Here is a 16,090-nt window from a genome sequence, read left to right as displayed (position 1 = left end):
GGATAAGCTTCGCAAATGGTATACCGCTTCGCATATCCTTTAGGGCGCGAGTTTTAATTCAACTGTTTATCCATATTTGATATAAGACTTCCAGACAACAAAAAGCTTCTAGAAAAACTTAGATGTTGGTCTATCTAGTTTCCAGAAGCGCTAATCTTTCAAATGTTGTTAATTTTTGTTAATTTTGCTCAAAAAATTGAGCCAAGTTTAGATTAGAAACGATTGTTTCTGCCGCCACCACTTCTATCTTCACGCGGTCTAGCTTTGTTAACTTTAAGCTGACGGTTCATCCATTCTGCACCATCCAAAGCTTCAATTGCTTTGTCTTCGTTAGCTTCGGATTCCATTTCGACAAAAGCGAATCCTCTAGGACGACCTGTTTCGCGATCGCTAGGAATATGAACTCTTTTAACAGTTCCATACTCGGTAAAAACTTCATTTAAGTCTTCTTGGTTGACTTCGTAAGATAGATTGCCTACGTAAATTGACATGTTTTGTTCGTCTTCTCAATGAGTGTTGTGTTTAGAGAGACAGAATTATTGGTAAAGAAATAGCTCAATACTTTATGGAAGAAACCCTTAGATACTGGATACAAACTTAATCTTTAATCTGTTCATTCTCATCCCTAACAATAACACTTTTATCCCAAATAGAAGCAAATTTTGCCAGTGAGATATTCGTTTGACTGATTTTTTCGGTTTCTGCCAAACAACATAAATCTTAATCTTTTAGCGATCGCATCTAACGCCAATCCCTCAAGTTACTAAATTAGTTGGTTTTCTGACATTTGACTGATGTATATTAACGCCGATCTCGGTCGGAATCTCGAATAAAAATTAACTTGTAATTTTTTGTGTTGATGTGGAGATTAACTGACGATATTCGGCTTCTGTATATAGATCGTACGGATCGCTGAGGCGATCTGTAAAGATAATACCGTCAAGATGGTCTAATTCATGCTGAAAAATACGGGCGATAAAGCCTGTAAGAACTTCCTGTTTCAATTCTCCAGTTTTAGTAGTATATTCGACTTCAATTTGCTGATATCTGGGAACTAAAGCTCTGGTGTTAGGGACACTCAAGCATCCCTCCCAGTCTTTTTCCAGCTCTTCACCATGAGACAGTATGCGGGGGTTAATCATTGCCGTTGGTGGCATAGTCGGTGCGTGCGGGTAGCGATCGCTAGGATGAGAAGCAATAATAAAAATACGGTAAGGTTGAGAAATTTGAGGCGCAGCAATTCCTACTCCTTGATTGGCGGTTACTGTCTTAACTAAACAGTCAATAAGCTTTATGATCTTAGAGTCTGTGACTTGCTCGACGGGTTGAGCCTGACTTCTAAGTATAGGTGTTCCTATTTGAGCGATCTTGGGAGTACTCATATGTTAATTTACTTTAATTGCTAGATTCTAGAGCAAAAGCTGTTTATGAAGTATATTGTCTCTCAAGGAAGTTTTAACGATTAGAAATAGATAATAGATAGTAAATATTACTGATTCTAATCTGACTCTACTGGTAAAATTCTACCAGTCAATTTTGCAAGCTACTTAAAAAGTAGCCGAGCTTTATTTCAAATCATCTTCACTGGTCAGATAACAGAGTGGCAATTTCTTCAGAGCAATTATGGAAAAACGTTCTAGAGCTTCTCAAACAAAGGTTAAGTCGCCCTACCTTTGAAACTTGGATTCAGAATGCCATAATTGAAAGCTTTGATGCCGAAAGAATCACGATTTTAACCCCTAATGCTTTTGTCATGAACCATCTGCAAAAACATTATTTGGGAATTATTAGTGATGCCGTGGTCGAAGTTACGGGAAAATCTTGGGAAATTTGCCTCAAATCTCAGCAAGGGCAAGATCTAGCATTTTTAACCGAATCAACTGATGTAGCTCAGTCACAGCAAAAATCTGCTAGCAACAATTCCCTGAAACCGAATAAATTAAATCCCAAATATACTTTTTATAGTTTTGTTGTCGGGCCAACAAACCGTATGGTACAAGCTGCATCATTAGCGGTGGCAGAATCCCCTGGACGAGATTTTAACCCCCTATTCCTCTGTGGTGGAGTGGGATTAGGTAAGACTCATTTAATGCAGGCAATTGGGCATTATCATCTGGAGATTAATCCTGATGCTAAAGTCTTTTATGTTTCGACAGAGCAATTTACCAATGATCTGATTGCAGCAATTCGCAACGATAGTATTCAAGCTTTCCGTGAACATTATCGCACTGCCGATATTCTGCTGGTAGATGACATTCAATTTATTGAGGGCAAAGAATACACTCAAGAAGAATTTTTCCACACTTTTAATACTCTACACGAGGCTGGGAAACAGGTAGTATTAGCTAGCGATCGCCCGCCTCAGCAAATTCCCAAACTACAGGAACGTTTAAGTTCGAGGTTTTCCATGGGTTTAATTGCTGATGTACAGGTGCCAGACTTAGAAACCCGCATGGCAATTTTACAAAAGAAAACCGAATCAGAAAATATTCGTTTACCGCCAGAGGCGATCGAATATATTGCCAGTCAGTACACTTCCAACATTCGCGAATTAGAGGGGGCATTAATTAGAGCGATCGCCTATATCTCCCTTTCTAACCTCTCCATGACGGTGGAAAACGTTGCCTCTGCCCTAAATCCGAAAGTAGAACAAATTACGGCTTCTCCCGATACAATTCTGGAGGTGGCGACAGAAATCTTAAATGTTTCGATTGAAGATTTAAAAAGTAGCTCCCGACGCAGAGAAATTAGTAACGCTCGACATATCGCCATGTATCTCATGCGACAACATACTGACCTAAGCTTACCTCGCATTGGAGAAAAATTTGGGGGCAAAGACCATACCTCTGTGATGTATAGCTGCGACAAAATTGCCAAACAGCTCAGAAAAGATCGCGCTTTAAATCAAACAATTTCTTTATTAAGCGATCGCATTAATTTTGTTAGCCGACAGAAGTTTCAAACTTAACTCGCCGTTAGTAATTTAAATTGCTAATTAAATTGCTTTTCCACAGGAAAGTAATAAATAGCGCAACTTTTCCCCAAGTTATCCACAGATCTAGACAATATTAGGACATTTTTTTACTACTACCTACTACCTGTAGGGGCGGTTCGCGAACCGCCCCTACTATTTAATCCCTACTACCTAATATCATATCTACTAAATTTAATGAATTCGACATGGCGTTATATACCGCCGATTGAAGCATCAGGAGCAATGCAGATGGCGATCGATCGCTATTTGTTAGAACAGCACCGTCAAGGAAAACAGCCCCCAACATTGAGGCTCTATACTTGGCAACCTGCGGCGATTTCTTTGGGATATCATCAGCAAGAATATCCCCACTCTTGGCATGACTTAACCTGGCAAGGTAAACCACTGGAGATCATACGTCGTCCTACGGGTGGTAGAGCGGTTTTACATCAGGGTGATTTAACCTATGCGATCGTGACTTCAATTCCCCCAGGGAAAAGATTGGCGGTGTATCAACAAATATGTCAGTTTTTAATTACAGGCTGGCGATCGCTTGGTGTCAACTTAGACTATGGTACTGCCAGTAAAGAGTATGTTCAGCACCAGAATTGTTTTGCTACGGCTACAGGTGCAGATTTGATTACCACCGCTGGCAATAAAGTAATTGGCAGCGCTCAACTTCGTCGAGGAAAGACAGTATTACAACATGGATCAATGATCTTAAATACAGATAGACAGCTGTATCGACAGGTGTTTGAGACAGACTTAAAGCAAAATCTTCATCAAGTTATTTACCAGCAAAAAGATCGATTAACCATAGATTTTCAGGGCGATCTGACTGCTAAAATAATAATTGAGAGCTTGGTTCAAGCTGCGATCGCAATTTTTAAGATTGATTTAGTAAAGCAACCTTTGTCTACCAAGGAATGGCAAGATATTGCCAACATGAGAGTAGAATAAACTGGAGTTTTCCCAGTATTTGCTCTGATCAATGATTTCTCTTGATTGAGATACTAAGATTATTAAAGTTAATTAAACTGATTCAGATATTATGAGCATAGTTAGTCAAGTCATTCTCAAAGCAGATGACGAACTGCGCTACCCAAGTAGCGGTGAACTAGAAGGCATTAAAAACTTTTTAACTACTGGCGAAAAGCGCGTGCGGATTGCCGAAACTTTAGCCACTAACGAAAAGAAAATCGTCGATCAGGCAGGAAAAGCTTTGTTTCGGATGCACCCTGAGTATCGTTCTGCTGGGGGCAATGCTTCGGGTCAAAAGCAATATAATCAGTGTCTGAGAGATTTTGGCTGGTATCTTCGTCTGGTTACCTATGGCGTTATGGCAGGAGATAAAGACCCGATTGAAAAATCTGGTCTAATTGGCGTCAGAGAGATGTACAATTCTCTTCAAGTGCCTGTACCTGGTATGGTTGATGCGATTCGCTGTCTAAAAAATGCTTCAGTAGATCTGCTGAGTAAAGAAGATGCTCAAGAGGCTGCTCCCTATTTTGACTACATCATTCAAAGCATGGCATAGATTCAGCCAGCCAAATTCAATGCTGATTTAATCAGGATGTAATTAGGTAATTGATCGTAGGTTTGAACCAGTGTTGTGTAGTCTTAAAGGTTCGCTGGCGATCGCAACTGCATTGGTAGAGCGATCGTCATATAATCTAACATTCACTGGAAAAAGACTGTTACCCTCTCGATCTATTTTCAATTACCTATAGTTGTATTACATGATTCAGCTTAAAAATCATCCTCGGTCTTCTCTGGTATTTTCCTTGCTCCTGGTACTCTCAACCTACAGTGCGGAAGGCTGGCTGTATGGCTCTTGGATTTATGGACTACTCGAACAAGAAAATATCTTAAACAATTTTGCTGAATCTGCTCGCGTTAGCATTCTGTATGGCGTAGCGGTTTTGGGTATTGCCTTTTTAGTAGTCTTGTTTACCTCGCCTGTATTTCTGATAACGGTAGGTTTAAATAATTGGTTAAAGTCGGCTATAAGATCGTGGTTATCAATTTTGATTGGAGCTTTCGCTTTTACCATGATCGTCCAGCGCATTGACTTTTTTGCGCGTTTTCTTATCCTAATTTCGGCAATTTTCTTAGGCAAACTAGATCTACAGTTGGTAGGCTGTAGTCGTGGACTGTGTTCTGTAATTTTAGTGGTACTCTGTTGGTTAGGATTTACAGGAGGTATACTAGCTTTTTATGAATGGAACTTATAGGCAAATAGAAATCAGGAGCTAGTTTTGATGGTTAAGAAAAAAAATAAGCAAGAAACAAAAGGCAGAAAACTATCCCGTATTGTTACCCTGGTTTTAGGTTTAGGATTTGCTGCTTCAACTTTGGCGATCGCTCTAAGTAGTGTTTTTAGTCAGTCTAACTCTAGCAATGTCGCCGCTACCGATCCTGATGCACCCACAACGGAAGAGCAAATTCAGCTACAGGTAACTGGCTATGAAAAAGTATTAGAACGGGAACCAAAAAATGTGACTGCTTTAGAAGGATTAGCTCAGATTTATATTCAAACCAATCCGAAAAAAGCTATTCCCACTCTAGAAAAACTAGTGCAATATTACCCCGAACAACCACAGTATGCTGGGGTATTAAAGCTAATTAAACAACAAGAAGCTAAACCAACCCCCGCGCCGAAAGCTGCCCCCGAAAGCCCAGCAAGTAGCAAGTAGATTGTCAGGATTTTTAGTTAAATAATATCAATATCAAATCTCAAGATCGTTTCTCAGGATAGCGATCGCAAGGGTATTTACTGGAAAAAATTGCGATCGCGTTTCAAAATATGAGAAATCACTTCCCTTGGCATAATTCAGTAATCAAAATCAGGTAGTTTCCCCGACAGATAGCTACTAAGAGCAGGGAAAGCTCAATATATCTTCTCTTGTAACTAGATATATGGTAGCTACTCCCCAAAGTCTGCACGAATTTGTTAATTATCGTTTGCAATACATTACAGGCAGAGAAAGAAGTCAGGCACAGGTATTTTTAGACAGATTTTTTCAGGCTTTTGGACATCAGGGTGCGTTACAGGCTGGTGCAGAATACGAAGTTGCGATCGCCAAAGGAAGTAATAAAGGTAAAACAGGTTTTGCAGATTTAGTCTGGAAACCCCGCGTTTTGATTGAAATGAAGAAGCAGGGGGTAGATCTAAGCAAACATTATCGTCAGGCTTATGATTATTGGGCTAGACTCGTTCCTCATTGTCATCGTCCCAAGCACGTTGTCTTGTGCAATTTTGATGAGTTTTGGATTTACGATTTTGATAACCAACTTGACGATCCTGTCGATATCGTATCACTAACGGAATTACCCCAGAGAGCAAGTGCTTTTGGGTTTATGGAGTTAGAAGAAAAAACTCCAGTATTTCGCAACAATCAAGTAGAAATTACGGAAAAAGCCGCTCGAAAAATGGGCGAGGCATGGATATTAATTCTTTTGCTGTCGAGTTAGCTAGAGTAACATTAACTATTGCTAAAAAAGTTGCGATCGATAAGTTAGATTTAACTGAAAGAGAATTACCTCTCGATACTTTGGATAATAATATTGTTTGTCAAGATGCTTTGTTTAGCGAATGGATAAAAGCTGATGCAATTATTGGCAATCCTCCATTTTTGGGAGGTAGAGAATTAAGAAAAGAATTGGGAGATGAATATACAGAAAAAGTATACGAACAATTTAAAGAAGTAAAGGGTCAAGTTGATTTTTGCACCTACTGGTTCAGAAAAGCAGTAGATAATTTAGATACAAATGGTAGATCTGGCTTAGTTGGAACTAATTCTATTTCTCAAAATGTAAGTCGTAAAGCAAGTTTAGATTATGTTGTAGAACAAGGTGGTTATATTTATGAAGCTATATCTTCTCAAGTTTGGTCAGGGAAAGCTAATGTTCATGTCAGTATCGTAAATTGGTCAAAACAAAAACCAGAAAAGCTATTTTTAGATGATTTATCTGTTGAGGGAATATCTACATCTTTAAAAAAAGAAATCTCTGTCAACTTAGCAGAAAAACTAAAAGCTAATAAAAATTATTCATTTCAAGCTTGTGAATTATCGGGACAAGGTTTTATTGTTTCAGAGTCAGAAGCCAAAGAATGGATAAATAAAGATTCCAAAAATAAGGATATTCTCAAACCAATGTTAGACGGACAGAGTTTGATTGAGTTACATCTACAAAAAGATTGGGTAATTGATTTTAACGATATATGTCTTGAAGAAGCTTGTAATTATAAATTACCTTTTAAGAGAGTCAAAGAAAAAGTCAAGCCTGAGAGGGATGTTAACAAAGAAAATTCACGGAGAATAAACTGGTGGAAATATGGACGAAGTAGACCAATGATGCGAAAAGCATTAACTGAATTATCTTGTTATTTTGCAATTCCTAAAGTTGCCAAGTATATTGTGTTTAGCCCTGTTGATGTTTCAATTCTGCCCTGTGAAGCCAATATGGTAATAGCCTCGGATGATTATTATATATTGGGAATTCTAAATTCAATCGTTCATCGTACTTGGGTAAAAGCTCAACGTTCCACTTTAAAAGGCGATACTCGTTATACCAACACAACTTGTTTTGAAACCTTTCCTTTCCCGCAAAATCCTGGTGAGGGTACATCGCGAAGGGGCGTTTTAGGTAAGGGCGAACGGCCGTTCGCCCCTACGGAACAAATTCGTAATAAAACCATTGAATTGCATCAATATCGCACCGAACAAATGTCAAAGAAACAATGGGGAATTACGCAACTTTATAACACCTACTTTCATGAACCAGCTAGTAAACTTTATCAGCTACATCAACAATTAGATAAATTAGTAATGCAAGCTTATGGTTTTAAAACTGATGACGATATTTTAGCCAAACTTTTAGAATTAAATTTAGAATTAGCAGCTAAAGAAAAGCGAGGAGAAAAAGTTATCGGTGCTGAGTCTCCTTTTACAAAAGAAATTGAAGATAAAATAAAAGCACTTGAAGATAAAATAAAAGCACTTGAAGATACACGCCATACTGTTGCCGAATATCAAGATTTCCTAGAAGAAATAACCGAGTTTATAGATATAGCCGAAAAACAAGAAGAAGTAATAATAAATGATTAAGCTAAAGCGATCGCCCTAATTTTCTCCCATCTACGAAAGCTTATTGAGGTTGGACAATCTCAACAGCGATCGCCAAGATAATGCGATCGCCCTGAAAAATAAAAATTAAGAATTAAAAATTAAAACTGTTGTAAGAAACGCAGATCGCTATTATACAAACGGCGAATATCGTCAATTTGATGTAGCACCATCGCAAACCGTTCTACGCCGAAGCCTGCTGCAAACCCTGTATATATTTCAGGATCGTAACCCACCGCCTTAAGCACATTAGGATCGACCATGCCACAACCCATAACCTCCAGCCATTTGCCTTGCCACTGTACGTCCACCTCGGCTGAAGGTTCAGTAAAAGGAAAATAACTGGTGCGGAATTGGACAGGTAAATCATCGCCAAACATCCGTTGGAGAAACTCTTTAATTGTGCCTTTAAGATCGGTAAATTTTAAACCTCGATCGATCGCCAAAATTTCCACCTGATTAAACACCGCAGAATGAGTCGCATCCACAGTATCTCGACGATATACTCGACCAGGAGCAATAATCCTAATCGGTGGTTGGTGGTTTTCCATGTAGCGAATTTGTACCGAGGAAGTATGGGTGCGTAATAAATTTCCTCCCGGTAAATAAAAAGTATCCTGCATGTCTCTGGCGGGATGATCGGCAGGAGTATTGAGCGCCTCGAAATTATAATAATCTGTCTCTATTTGGGGCCCTGTTGCTACGGTATAGCCTAAGCCGACAAATATATCTAGAACTCGATCTACTACGCCGTTAAGGGGGTGAATGCGACCTAAAGGACGACTGACACCAGGCATGGTCACATCGATACTTTCTGCCTTAATTTGCGCCTCAATCTGCGCTTGTAGTAAATCGTGCTTACGCTGTTCGAGACTTGTTTGAACTTCTTCCTTAACTACGTTAGCCTGAGAACCAACTAGGGGTCTTTCTTCTGGGGATAATTTACCCATCCCCCGCAAAATTTGCGATAATTCTCCTTTTTTGCCCAAATATTTCAGTCTTAGCTGTTCGAGATCATCTAAGTTTTCGGTAGAAGCGATCGCCTTGACGGCAGTTTTATTTAATTCAGTTAGTTGTTCTAAAATCGAAGTCATTCGGGATAATTAAGAATTTACCAGTAAATAGGTAGATAAATGATGTCTATTGATGCTCTAAGCCTACCGCATCAGCAAGACGATCTAAACCTTTTTCGTCTAGTTTAGACAATAATCCTAAGAGTATCTGATTAACCATCCAAGGGCCTTCATATACCCATCCAGTGTAGACTTGGAGTATGCTCGCTCCCGCAATAATTTTAGCCCAAGCATCATCGGCGTTAAAGATACCACCCACACCAATTATAGGTAGCTTGCCTGCTGTTTCTTGATAAATAAAACGAATTACTTCTGTAGAGCGCTCTTTTACGGGTAAACCACTAATGCCACCAGCTTCATCTCGGATGCTTTTACCTGTCTCTTTTAAAATCTTGGTATTTAAATTATCACGGCGAATAGTAGTGTTGGTAGCAATAACACCAGCAAGATTATAGTCAGTAGCTAACTTCAGAATATCCTTGATATCATTCCACTCTAAATCTGGCGCGATCTTAATTAAAATTGGTTTTTGCTGGGGGTTGGCGTTTTGTAAGCCTGATAAGATCGGTTCTAACTGTTCTCCTGACTGAAGCGATCGCAATCCTGGAGTATTGGGTGAACTGACATTAATCACAAAGTAATCTGCCACAGCCTGTAAATATTTAAAGCTGCCTACATAGTCTGCTGCTGCGTCATTTAAAGCAGCGGTTTTTGACTTGCAAAGATTAATCCCAATCGGAATTTGGCGGGGTTGTCGGCTCCAGGTTTGCTTTAGGGTATCCGCCATCACTGCTGCACCCAAATTATTTGCACCCATGCGATTAAGTGCTGCTTTATCTTCTGGCAGACGAAACATACGCGGGCGAGGATTTCCTGGTTGAGAGTGGAGAGTGACAGCACCCAATTCCGCAAAACCAAAGCCAAAACTACTCCACATTCCTGCTGCTGTACCATCCTTATCAAAGCCTGCTGCCAACCCCAGAGGATTATTAAAATCTAATCCCCAGAGAGTTTGGTGTAAACGGCTATTTTGAACACAAAAAGACTTTTCTAATTGCTTAATTGCCAAACTACCCCACACAGAATGACGATTAACTTCTAAATTATTTAATGTTTTGAGCATCTGACGATGAGCCGTCTCAGGATCGCTTTTAACAGTAGCCAGAAGTAAAGGATAAAAAGGTTTGGTAAAGTTGAGCATTGTGTTTTTACAGCAGTTATTGACGATCATTAAACACCGATCATAAGTGGCGATCGCTTTAGGCTTCTACTTTAACTCCTTTCCAAAAAGCTACATAGCCCTTAATATTGTTAGCTTTTTCCTTAGTTTCAGGATAATACCAAGCAGCATCAGGGTTCTCTTTACCATCAACCACCACAGTATAGTAGCTCGCTTGACCCTTCCAAGGACAGCTAGTGTGAGTTGAACTAGCTTGAAAAAACTCTTGATTAAGCGAATCTGGGGGAAAATATTGATTTCCTTCCACCACTTCAGTGCGATCGCTTTCGGCTAAAACTTGACCATTCCAAATTGCTTTTGGCATTTTTTTATTTGAACTCTTTATTTAAACAATTACAAAAATTATCAACAAAATCAATCTTACGCTATTAGTAATCAGTAACCAGTAATCAGTAATCAGTAATCAGTAATTAGTAACCAGTAATTATTAATCAGTAATCAGTAATCAGTAATTAGTAACCAGTAATCAAACCTACCAATTACTCCAGCCTAATTTTTTCTCTTTGTCCAACTGACGTTTATCTAAAATAGACTGATATTCAACCGAACTCGCCCAACGCTCGATTTCTCTGGCTCGAATCACGGGAACAGGATGAGTTAACTGCGCTGTTTGTGCAGCCTGGAGTACTTCCCCTAAACTATCTGTACCAATAGAATCGTAAGCTTTAGCCTGTTCGATAAAAGCATCAAGGTTTAACTGGGGTGCTAGAGTTGGCGAACCACCTGCCAGCTTCATTAAGACAGACATGACTACTTTAGGATCTTGAATAGCTAGTAAAGCAGCGCGATCGCAACTAAATTCAGCACAACGAACCCATTGCAGCATTTGATCCTGTAATGATTGAGCTAACACTGTTCCCCAAGGCGGTAGCATATTAGCCGCTAGCACTACTAGATTTGCCATGGTTAAATAAACTCCATGTTCGCACTTCAAATGTCCTAATTCGTGAGCAATTACCGCCTGGATTTCTTCAGGAGTCAACATTTCAATTAAGGATGTATGCAGCACTACAAAAGGCTGTTTTCCTCTCATGGCGAAGGTGTAGGCGTTGGGGGTGGGATTTTGCTGTATGTATAGTTGGGGTGGCTCTAGATCGAGAATTTCGCAAGCTTCAATCAACAGTTTATGCAGATCGGGTAACTGTTTTTCGCTGACTAAAACGCTCGAAGCAATATTATTCAAATAAAAAAATTGTTCCGCTACCGAACCTAAAACGCTCCTGATGGCGATATCCAATCCTGGTAGCTGCTTAAGAGTATTAGTAGCCTGTAAATCTAGGGGATGACGAAAGAGATCTGCCTTTAGACCAATTAAAGCTTTTTTTGATAAGTTCATAAGAGAAGATCTAACAATGAGGATGGTAGGTAACTTTCTAGTACAACTAGCTGTGTTACTTTGATCTTAGTATTTTCAGACAATTTTTGCTTGACTTAATCACTGACAATCGACAATCATAGTTTAATATAGCGATCGCCTTATTGTATGGAAATAATTAGAACAATTGAAGTCGATGTTTTAGTTAATGCGGTTTAAAGAAATCTTGCGAGTATCAGCATCTAGATAGATCCAACCTAAATCCTGTAAGCGAGTTGTCAGGTTAGATATTGTCACTCCTAAGTTTTCCGCCATTTGATAAAGATGCTGCCATTTAGTTAGATCTTTATCCTGCTTTAATTCCTTTAGTATATGTTGAGGCATGAGCAAACATCCTGCAAAGTACTGCGCTTGCCATTCAATTCTTGCCAGATTATTACTGCGACAAAGAAAAGGCTTTACCTGAACATCGATACCTTTTTGCTTCAATCGAATATAGCGTTCTACTTGTTCTACATCAATATGCAGCACCCAATGTCCAATTTCATGGGCAATAGTTGATTCACCAAACCCACCTTTTAATTGAGGAATATTTTCGTTAATTTCAATGAGTTTTTCTAGGGGTAAAATTCTGGCAGCGATCGCCCCATATTCGTCATCAGGAATTGTGTCCCAAACAAGATCTAGATCCAGAAATTCCGCAATGATACTGGTATCTATGGGTAGCTGTAGTTGATTGTGCGATCGCGAAGCGTAGGCGGAGCCTAATCGCTCCATCTGCAACCAAATATCTAAAGCAGAAGCCTCGATTTCTAGTTTGGAAATGAATCGATACGGACGAAAAACACTCACAAAAGATTAACCCAATCTAATAATTAACTGTCAGTTTTAGCAGCTTCGCGAAACACTCTTTGAGCAAATTCAGGATTTTCTCGCATTCGACGAAACAAAGCTGGCATGTCTTTATAATGCTGCTTAAGTAAGTCTTCTTCTTGTTGCGGAATTCTCCCCGCCAAAAAGATTAACTGTTCTTCATTTAATTTTAGATGCTTTGCCAAGCCACGGATCACATCTTCTTTAGGAGCATAGTCAGCGCGATTGTTTTCTAGCTTAGATAAATAGGTAAAATCTATTTGCAATAGTTTGGCTAATTCTCTTTGAGAATACTTTTGCTCTTTTCGCGCTTGCCGAATCAGTTCACCAAAATCGTTAGACACCTTAATTATTCCTCTCAATTATTTACCTACATCATAGTTTAGCTTGAATAAACAATCAACAAAGTTAGTTTAAGGGCTATATTTAATGAATATGAGCAAGAATTAAAATTAAAAAGTAAATCTTTTTCTAGACATAGTTTTTATCGTTTTTTAAGATAAATTTGCTTTAGTTTTTATGATCATAGAGATAATCGCTCGATCATCCCTATAATATCAATCATTTAAAACTCACCTTTTAAGGCAGCATTACAGCGATCGCAAATTGTCGGATCATCTACAAAACTACCTACAGATAAAGAATAATTCCAACAGCGATCGCACTTTTTACCATCAGCTTTAACTACAGCAATGGTTGCTAAATCAGATTCACTTTTATATTCTGCCTCAGCAATAGAATCGACTAATTCCACTTGGGAAGCAAGGAAGAAATAACGCAGTTCATCTATATTTTTCTCACTGAGAGTATCAGAGGAATTGTAAGCAGCAAGTTGGTTTTTTAAGTTGGGATCGCCAACAGAAAGTAAAACCTTGGCATCTAGAGAAGAACCGATCGCTTTTGCTGTTCTCGCCTGTTCCATTACCTTGTTGACTTCATCTCGTAGCTGGCTGATATTTCCCCAGAATTCGCTTGATTCTGGTTTTCGCCATTCGTCTTTAATTTCTACCCAACCAGATTCAAATACGGATTTATAACCAGTATCGTAGGGTAAAGCTTGCCAGATATCTTCCGCCATGTGACACAATACAGGTGCGATCGCTTTAGCAATATTTTCAATGGCTACGGCTAAAACTGTCTGACAACTACGACGACGGAAGGAATTAAGACTACTGATATAAAGTCGATCTTTGGCGATATCTAAATAGAAGTTAGATAGATCGACGACACAGAAGTTTTGGATTGCTTGGAAGAAGCGGAAGAATTGATAACTTTCATAGGCTTCACTAACTTCAGTAAATACCTCTGTTAGCCTGTGCAGCATATATTTATCTAATTCTGGTAAGTCTGCATAAGCTACAGCATCTCGCTTCGGATGGAAATCGTGTAAGTTACCCAGCAAGAAACGGGCAGTATTACGAACCTTGCGGTACATCTCGGAAGTCTGTTTGATAATATTTTTACCTACACGGACATCTGAACTGTAGTCAACCGAAGCTACCCAAAGACGCAGCACATCGGCACCGTAAGGCGGTTCTTGTTTCTGGTTATTACCTCCTGCAATGATTAACTCAGGAGCGATACCATTACCCTTAGACTTACTCATTTTGTAGCCATTTTCATCCACCACATAGCCATGAGTCAAAACGGTTTTATAAGGTGCAATACCGTTGGTTGCCACACTAGTAAGTAGGCTAGATTGAAACCAGCCGCGATGCTGATCGCTACCTTCAAGATACATATCCACGGGATATTTTAAGTTTCTGCCTTTAGCTACCGCAGCCCAAGATGAACCAGAATCAAACCAAACATCCATCGTATCTGTACCCTTACGATAGGTGCGTCCATTGTTGCGGTAAGATTCAGGTAATAATTCCTCTACAGATAATTCCCACCAAGCATCAGAACCTTTTTCGGCGATGATTCCTTTAACATAATCGATCGTCTCTTCGGTTAATAGAGGCTGATTTGTTTCTCGATCGTAAAAGACAGGAATTGGTACACCCCAACTACGCTGACGAGAAATACACCAATCAGAGCGATCGCTTACCATAGGCGTGATGCGTTTTTCTCCTTGGCTAGGAATCCAAGTAACTTCGGAAATAGCCTTTAAGGCTTGATCTCTAAACCCTTCTACCGAAGCAAACCACTGTTCAGTAGCACGGAAAATCGTCGGTTTACCTGTACGCCAGTCATAAGGGTATTTGTGGGCGTATTCTTCGTGTTTGAGTAATGCCCCCGCCTCAGTTAGGGCATCGATAATCGCCTGATTACCCGCACTTACCTTTTCATTTCCTTTAGCTACTACCTGCAACCCTGCAAATTTGCCTGCTTCCTCAGTAAAATTACCCCCATCATCCACAGGGGAAAGAATCGGCAAACCATATTTTTGCCCTGTGATATAGTCTTCCTGTCCATGTCCAGGGGCAGTGTGTACTAGTCCTGTACCAGATTCCGTAGTAATATAATCGCCACCAATGACAATGGGGCTTTCGCGCTCAAATAAAGGATGACTATAAACCGTATTCTCTAACTCTTTGCCCAAGATAGTAGTTTTGACGATTAAATCGGTTTTTAGAGTAGCTGATAGTTGTTCGGTTAAATCCTTGGCAACAATTAAATACTGTCCATCAGTGGCTTGGGCTACTGCATATTCCAATTCGTCATTAACCGCCACTGCTAAATTACCAGGGATAGTCCAGGGTGTAGTTGTCCAAATAGCTACTTTCAAGTTAGGCAAATATTCGGCTAATTCTGTGGCACTTTCTCCCAATCTAGTTACAGGAAATGCCACATAGATACTAGGAGAAGTATGCCCTTCAGGATATTCCAATTCCGCCTCTGCCAATGCCGTACGAGAACTAGGACTCCAGTGAACGGGTTTTAAACCGCGATAGATATGCCCATTTAAGACCATTTTGCCGAAGACATCAATTTGCGCTGCTTCGTAGTCGGGAGTCAGGGTTAAATAGGGGTGTTCCCAGTCGCCCCAAATACCGTAGCGTTTGAAACTTGCACACTGTTCCTGTTGTGCTGCGATCGCAAATTCCTTGGCTTTTTGGCGTAGTTTAAGGGGAGTTAATTCTTGCCGTTCTTTAGATTTAATTTTTTGCAGAACTTTTAATTCAATGGGAAGCCCGTGACAATCCCAACCAGGGATATAGTCTATTTTGTGTCCCTGCAATAACTTATATTTATTGATGATATCTTTTAAGACTTTATTTAGCGCATGACCCATATGCAGTGAACCATTAGCATAGGGAGGGCCATCATGGAGAATAAAAGAATCTTTGGGGTTGTTCTGTGACAGTTGCTCGTAAATTTGATTATCCGCCCAAAATTGTTGTAATTCTGGTTCGCGCTGCACGGCATTCGCCCGCATGTTAAATTCTGTTTGAGGCAGATTTACGGTTTCTTTGTAAGAACACGTCGTCTGAGGTTTCCTCAGACGCTCGTGCTGTTCGTAGCTTTTTGCTTCTGTCACAG

The 16,090-nt window shown here is 39.7% G+C and carries 16 protein-coding genes; 7 read left to right on the top strand and 9 right to left on the bottom strand.

The annotated features are described in order from the left end of the window. Positions 1-212: 212 nt before the first annotated feature. Positions 213-491, bottom strand: a complete 279-nt coding sequence (locus tag KME09_05800; GenBank protein ID MBW4533433.1) for an RNA-binding protein — start codon at positions 489-491, stop codon at positions 213-215. A 345-nt stretch (positions 492-836) separates the two neighbouring features. Next, positions 837-1,382: a peptide deformylase gene (gene def, locus KME09_05795; protein ID MBW4533432.1), complete on the bottom strand. Its 546-nt coding sequence runs from the start codon at positions 1,380-1,382 to the stop codon at positions 837-839. 218 nt (positions 1,383-1,600) lie between these two features. On the opposite strand from def, the gene dnaA reads away from it, so the two are divergent. From dnaA to KME09_05760, 7 genes are all read left to right on the top strand, one after another. Then, positions 1,601-2,968 carry a chromosomal replication initiator protein DnaA gene (gene dnaA, locus KME09_05790; protein ID MBW4533431.1) on the top strand — a complete coding sequence of 456 codons (1,368 nt, stop codon included), beginning with the start codon at positions 1,601-1,603 and terminating at the stop codon, positions 2,966-2,968. A 201-nt stretch (positions 2,969-3,169) separates the two neighbouring features. Continuing rightward, positions 3,170-3,934: a lipoate--protein ligase family protein gene (locus tag KME09_05785; protein ID MBW4533430.1), complete on the top strand. Its 765-nt coding sequence runs from the start codon at positions 3,170-3,172 to the stop codon at positions 3,932-3,934. Between the two features lie 91 nt (positions 3,935-4,025). Beyond that, entirely contained in the window at positions 4,026-4,511 is a 486-nt protein-coding gene (locus KME09_05780) for an allophycocyanin (GenBank protein ID MBW4533429.1), read from the top strand. A 202-nt stretch (positions 4,512-4,713) separates the two neighbouring features. Next, a complete protein-coding gene (locus KME09_05775; protein MBW4533428.1) occupies positions 4,714-5,208 on the top strand; it encodes a hypothetical protein in 495 nt (164 codons plus the stop codon). A 27-nt stretch (positions 5,209-5,235) separates the two neighbouring features. Further along, positions 5,236-5,670 (top strand): tetratricopeptide repeat protein, encoded by a 435-nt coding sequence (locus KME09_05770; GenBank protein MBW4533427.1) that lies wholly within the window; start codon positions 5,236-5,238, stop codon positions 5,668-5,670. A gap of 223 nt (positions 5,671-5,893) precedes the next feature. Then, on the top strand, positions 5,894-6,448 hold the full coding sequence (locus KME09_05765; GenBank protein MBW4533426.1) for a hypothetical protein: 555 nt from the start codon (positions 5,894-5,896) through the stop codon (positions 6,446-6,448). Next, on the top strand, positions 6,418-8,085 hold the full coding sequence (locus tag KME09_05760) for a hypothetical protein (GenBank protein ID MBW4533425.1): 1,668 nt from the start codon (positions 6,418-6,420) through the stop codon (positions 8,083-8,085). The genes KME09_05765 and KME09_05760 overlap by 31 nt, the downstream gene beginning before the upstream one ends. Positions 8,086-8,204: 119 nt before the next feature. On the opposite strand, the gene pheS is transcribed toward KME09_05760, so the two are convergent. The 7 genes from pheS to ileS all read right to left on the bottom strand — a co-directional run bounded on the left by pheS (position 8,205) and on the right by ileS (position 15,986). Further along, the gene (gene pheS / locus KME09_05755; protein ID MBW4533424.1) at positions 8,205-9,188 is read right to left on the bottom strand and encodes a phenylalanine--tRNA ligase subunit alpha; all 984 of its coding nucleotides are present in this window, start codon (positions 9,186-9,188) and stop codon (positions 8,205-8,207) included. 55 nt (positions 9,189-9,243) lie between these two features. Beyond that, entirely contained in the window at positions 9,244-10,377 is a 1,134-nt protein-coding gene (locus KME09_05750) for a quinone-dependent dihydroorotate dehydrogenase (protein ID MBW4533423.1), read from the bottom strand. A gap of 58 nt (positions 10,378-10,435) precedes the next feature. After that, entirely contained in the window at positions 10,436-10,720 is a 285-nt protein-coding gene (locus tag KME09_05745; protein ID MBW4533422.1) for a DUF427 domain-containing protein, read from the bottom strand. A gap of 168 nt (positions 10,721-10,888) precedes the next feature. Beyond that, on the bottom strand, positions 10,889-11,752 hold the full coding sequence (locus KME09_05740; GenBank protein ID MBW4533421.1) for a M48 family metallopeptidase: 864 nt from the start codon (positions 11,750-11,752) through the stop codon (positions 10,889-10,891). 180 nt (positions 11,753-11,932) lie between these two features. Continuing rightward, positions 11,933-12,583, bottom strand: coding sequence for an ImmA/IrrE family metallo-endopeptidase (locus KME09_05735; GenBank protein MBW4533420.1), 651 nt, complete (start codon positions 12,581-12,583; stop codon positions 11,933-11,935). A gap of 23 nt (positions 12,584-12,606) precedes the next feature. Further along, positions 12,607-12,948, bottom strand: coding sequence for a helix-turn-helix domain-containing protein (locus KME09_05730; GenBank protein ID MBW4533419.1), 342 nt, complete (start codon positions 12,946-12,948; stop codon positions 12,607-12,609). Positions 12,949-13,169: 221 nt separating this feature from the next. Continuing rightward, positions 13,170-15,986 carry an isoleucine--tRNA ligase gene (gene ileS / locus KME09_05725; GenBank protein ID MBW4533418.1) on the bottom strand — a complete coding sequence of 939 codons (2,817 nt, stop codon included), beginning with the start codon at positions 15,984-15,986 and terminating at the stop codon, positions 13,170-13,172. Positions 15,987-16,090 lie beyond the last annotated feature (104 nt).

The sequence above is a fragment of the Pleurocapsa minor HA4230-MV1 genome, from assembly GCA_019359095.1.
In the GTDB taxonomy this organism is placed as follows: Bacteria; Cyanobacteriota; Cyanobacteriia; order Cyanobacteriales; family Xenococcaceae; genus Waterburya; species Waterburya minor.
Note: the sequence above shows the minus strand (reverse complement) of the source record. Positions and strands in the feature narration are given on the sequence as shown.

What these genes read in the sequence shown, in the direction of transcription:
- KME09_05785 (MBW4533430.1), top strand. Translation starts at nt 3,170, where the DNA reads ATGAATTCGACATGGCGTTATATACCGCCGATTGAAGCATCAGGAGCA.
- KME09_05745 (MBW4533422.1), bottom strand. Translation starts at nt 10,720, where the DNA reads ATGCCAAAAGCAATTTGGAATGGTCAAGTTTTAGCCGAAAGCGATCGC.
- ileS (MBW4533418.1), bottom strand. Translation starts at nt 15,986, where the DNA reads ATGCGGGCGAATGCCGTGCAGCGCGAACCAGAATTACAACAATTTTGG.
- KME09_05800 (MBW4533433.1), bottom strand. Translation starts at nt 491, where the DNA reads ATGTCAATTTACGTAGGCAATCTATCTTACGAAGTCAACCAAGAAGAC.
- KME09_05740 (MBW4533421.1), bottom strand. Translation starts at nt 11,752, where the DNA reads ATGAACTTATCAAAAAAAGCTTTAATTGGTCTAAAGGCAGATCTCTTT.
- KME09_05760 (MBW4533425.1), top strand. Translation starts at nt 6,418, where the DNA reads ATGGATATTAATTCTTTTGCTGTCGAGTTAGCTAGAGTAACATTAACT.
- KME09_05770 (MBW4533427.1), top strand. Translation starts at nt 5,236, where the DNA reads ATGGTTAAGAAAAAAAATAAGCAAGAAACAAAAGGCAGAAAACTATCC.
- KME09_05750 (MBW4533423.1), bottom strand. Translation starts at nt 10,377, where the DNA reads ATGCTCAACTTTACCAAACCTTTTTATCCTTTACTTCTGGCTACTGTT.
- KME09_05780 (MBW4533429.1), top strand. Translation starts at nt 4,026, where the DNA reads ATGAGCATAGTTAGTCAAGTCATTCTCAAAGCAGATGACGAACTGCGC.
- KME09_05775 (MBW4533428.1), top strand. Translation starts at nt 4,714, where the DNA reads ATGATTCAGCTTAAAAATCATCCTCGGTCTTCTCTGGTATTTTCCTTG.
- def (MBW4533432.1), bottom strand. Translation starts at nt 1,382, where the DNA reads ATGAGTACTCCCAAGATCGCTCAAATAGGAACACCTATACTTAGAAGT.
- KME09_05765 (MBW4533426.1), top strand. Translation starts at nt 5,894, where the DNA reads ATGGTAGCTACTCCCCAAAGTCTGCACGAATTTGTTAATTATCGTTTG.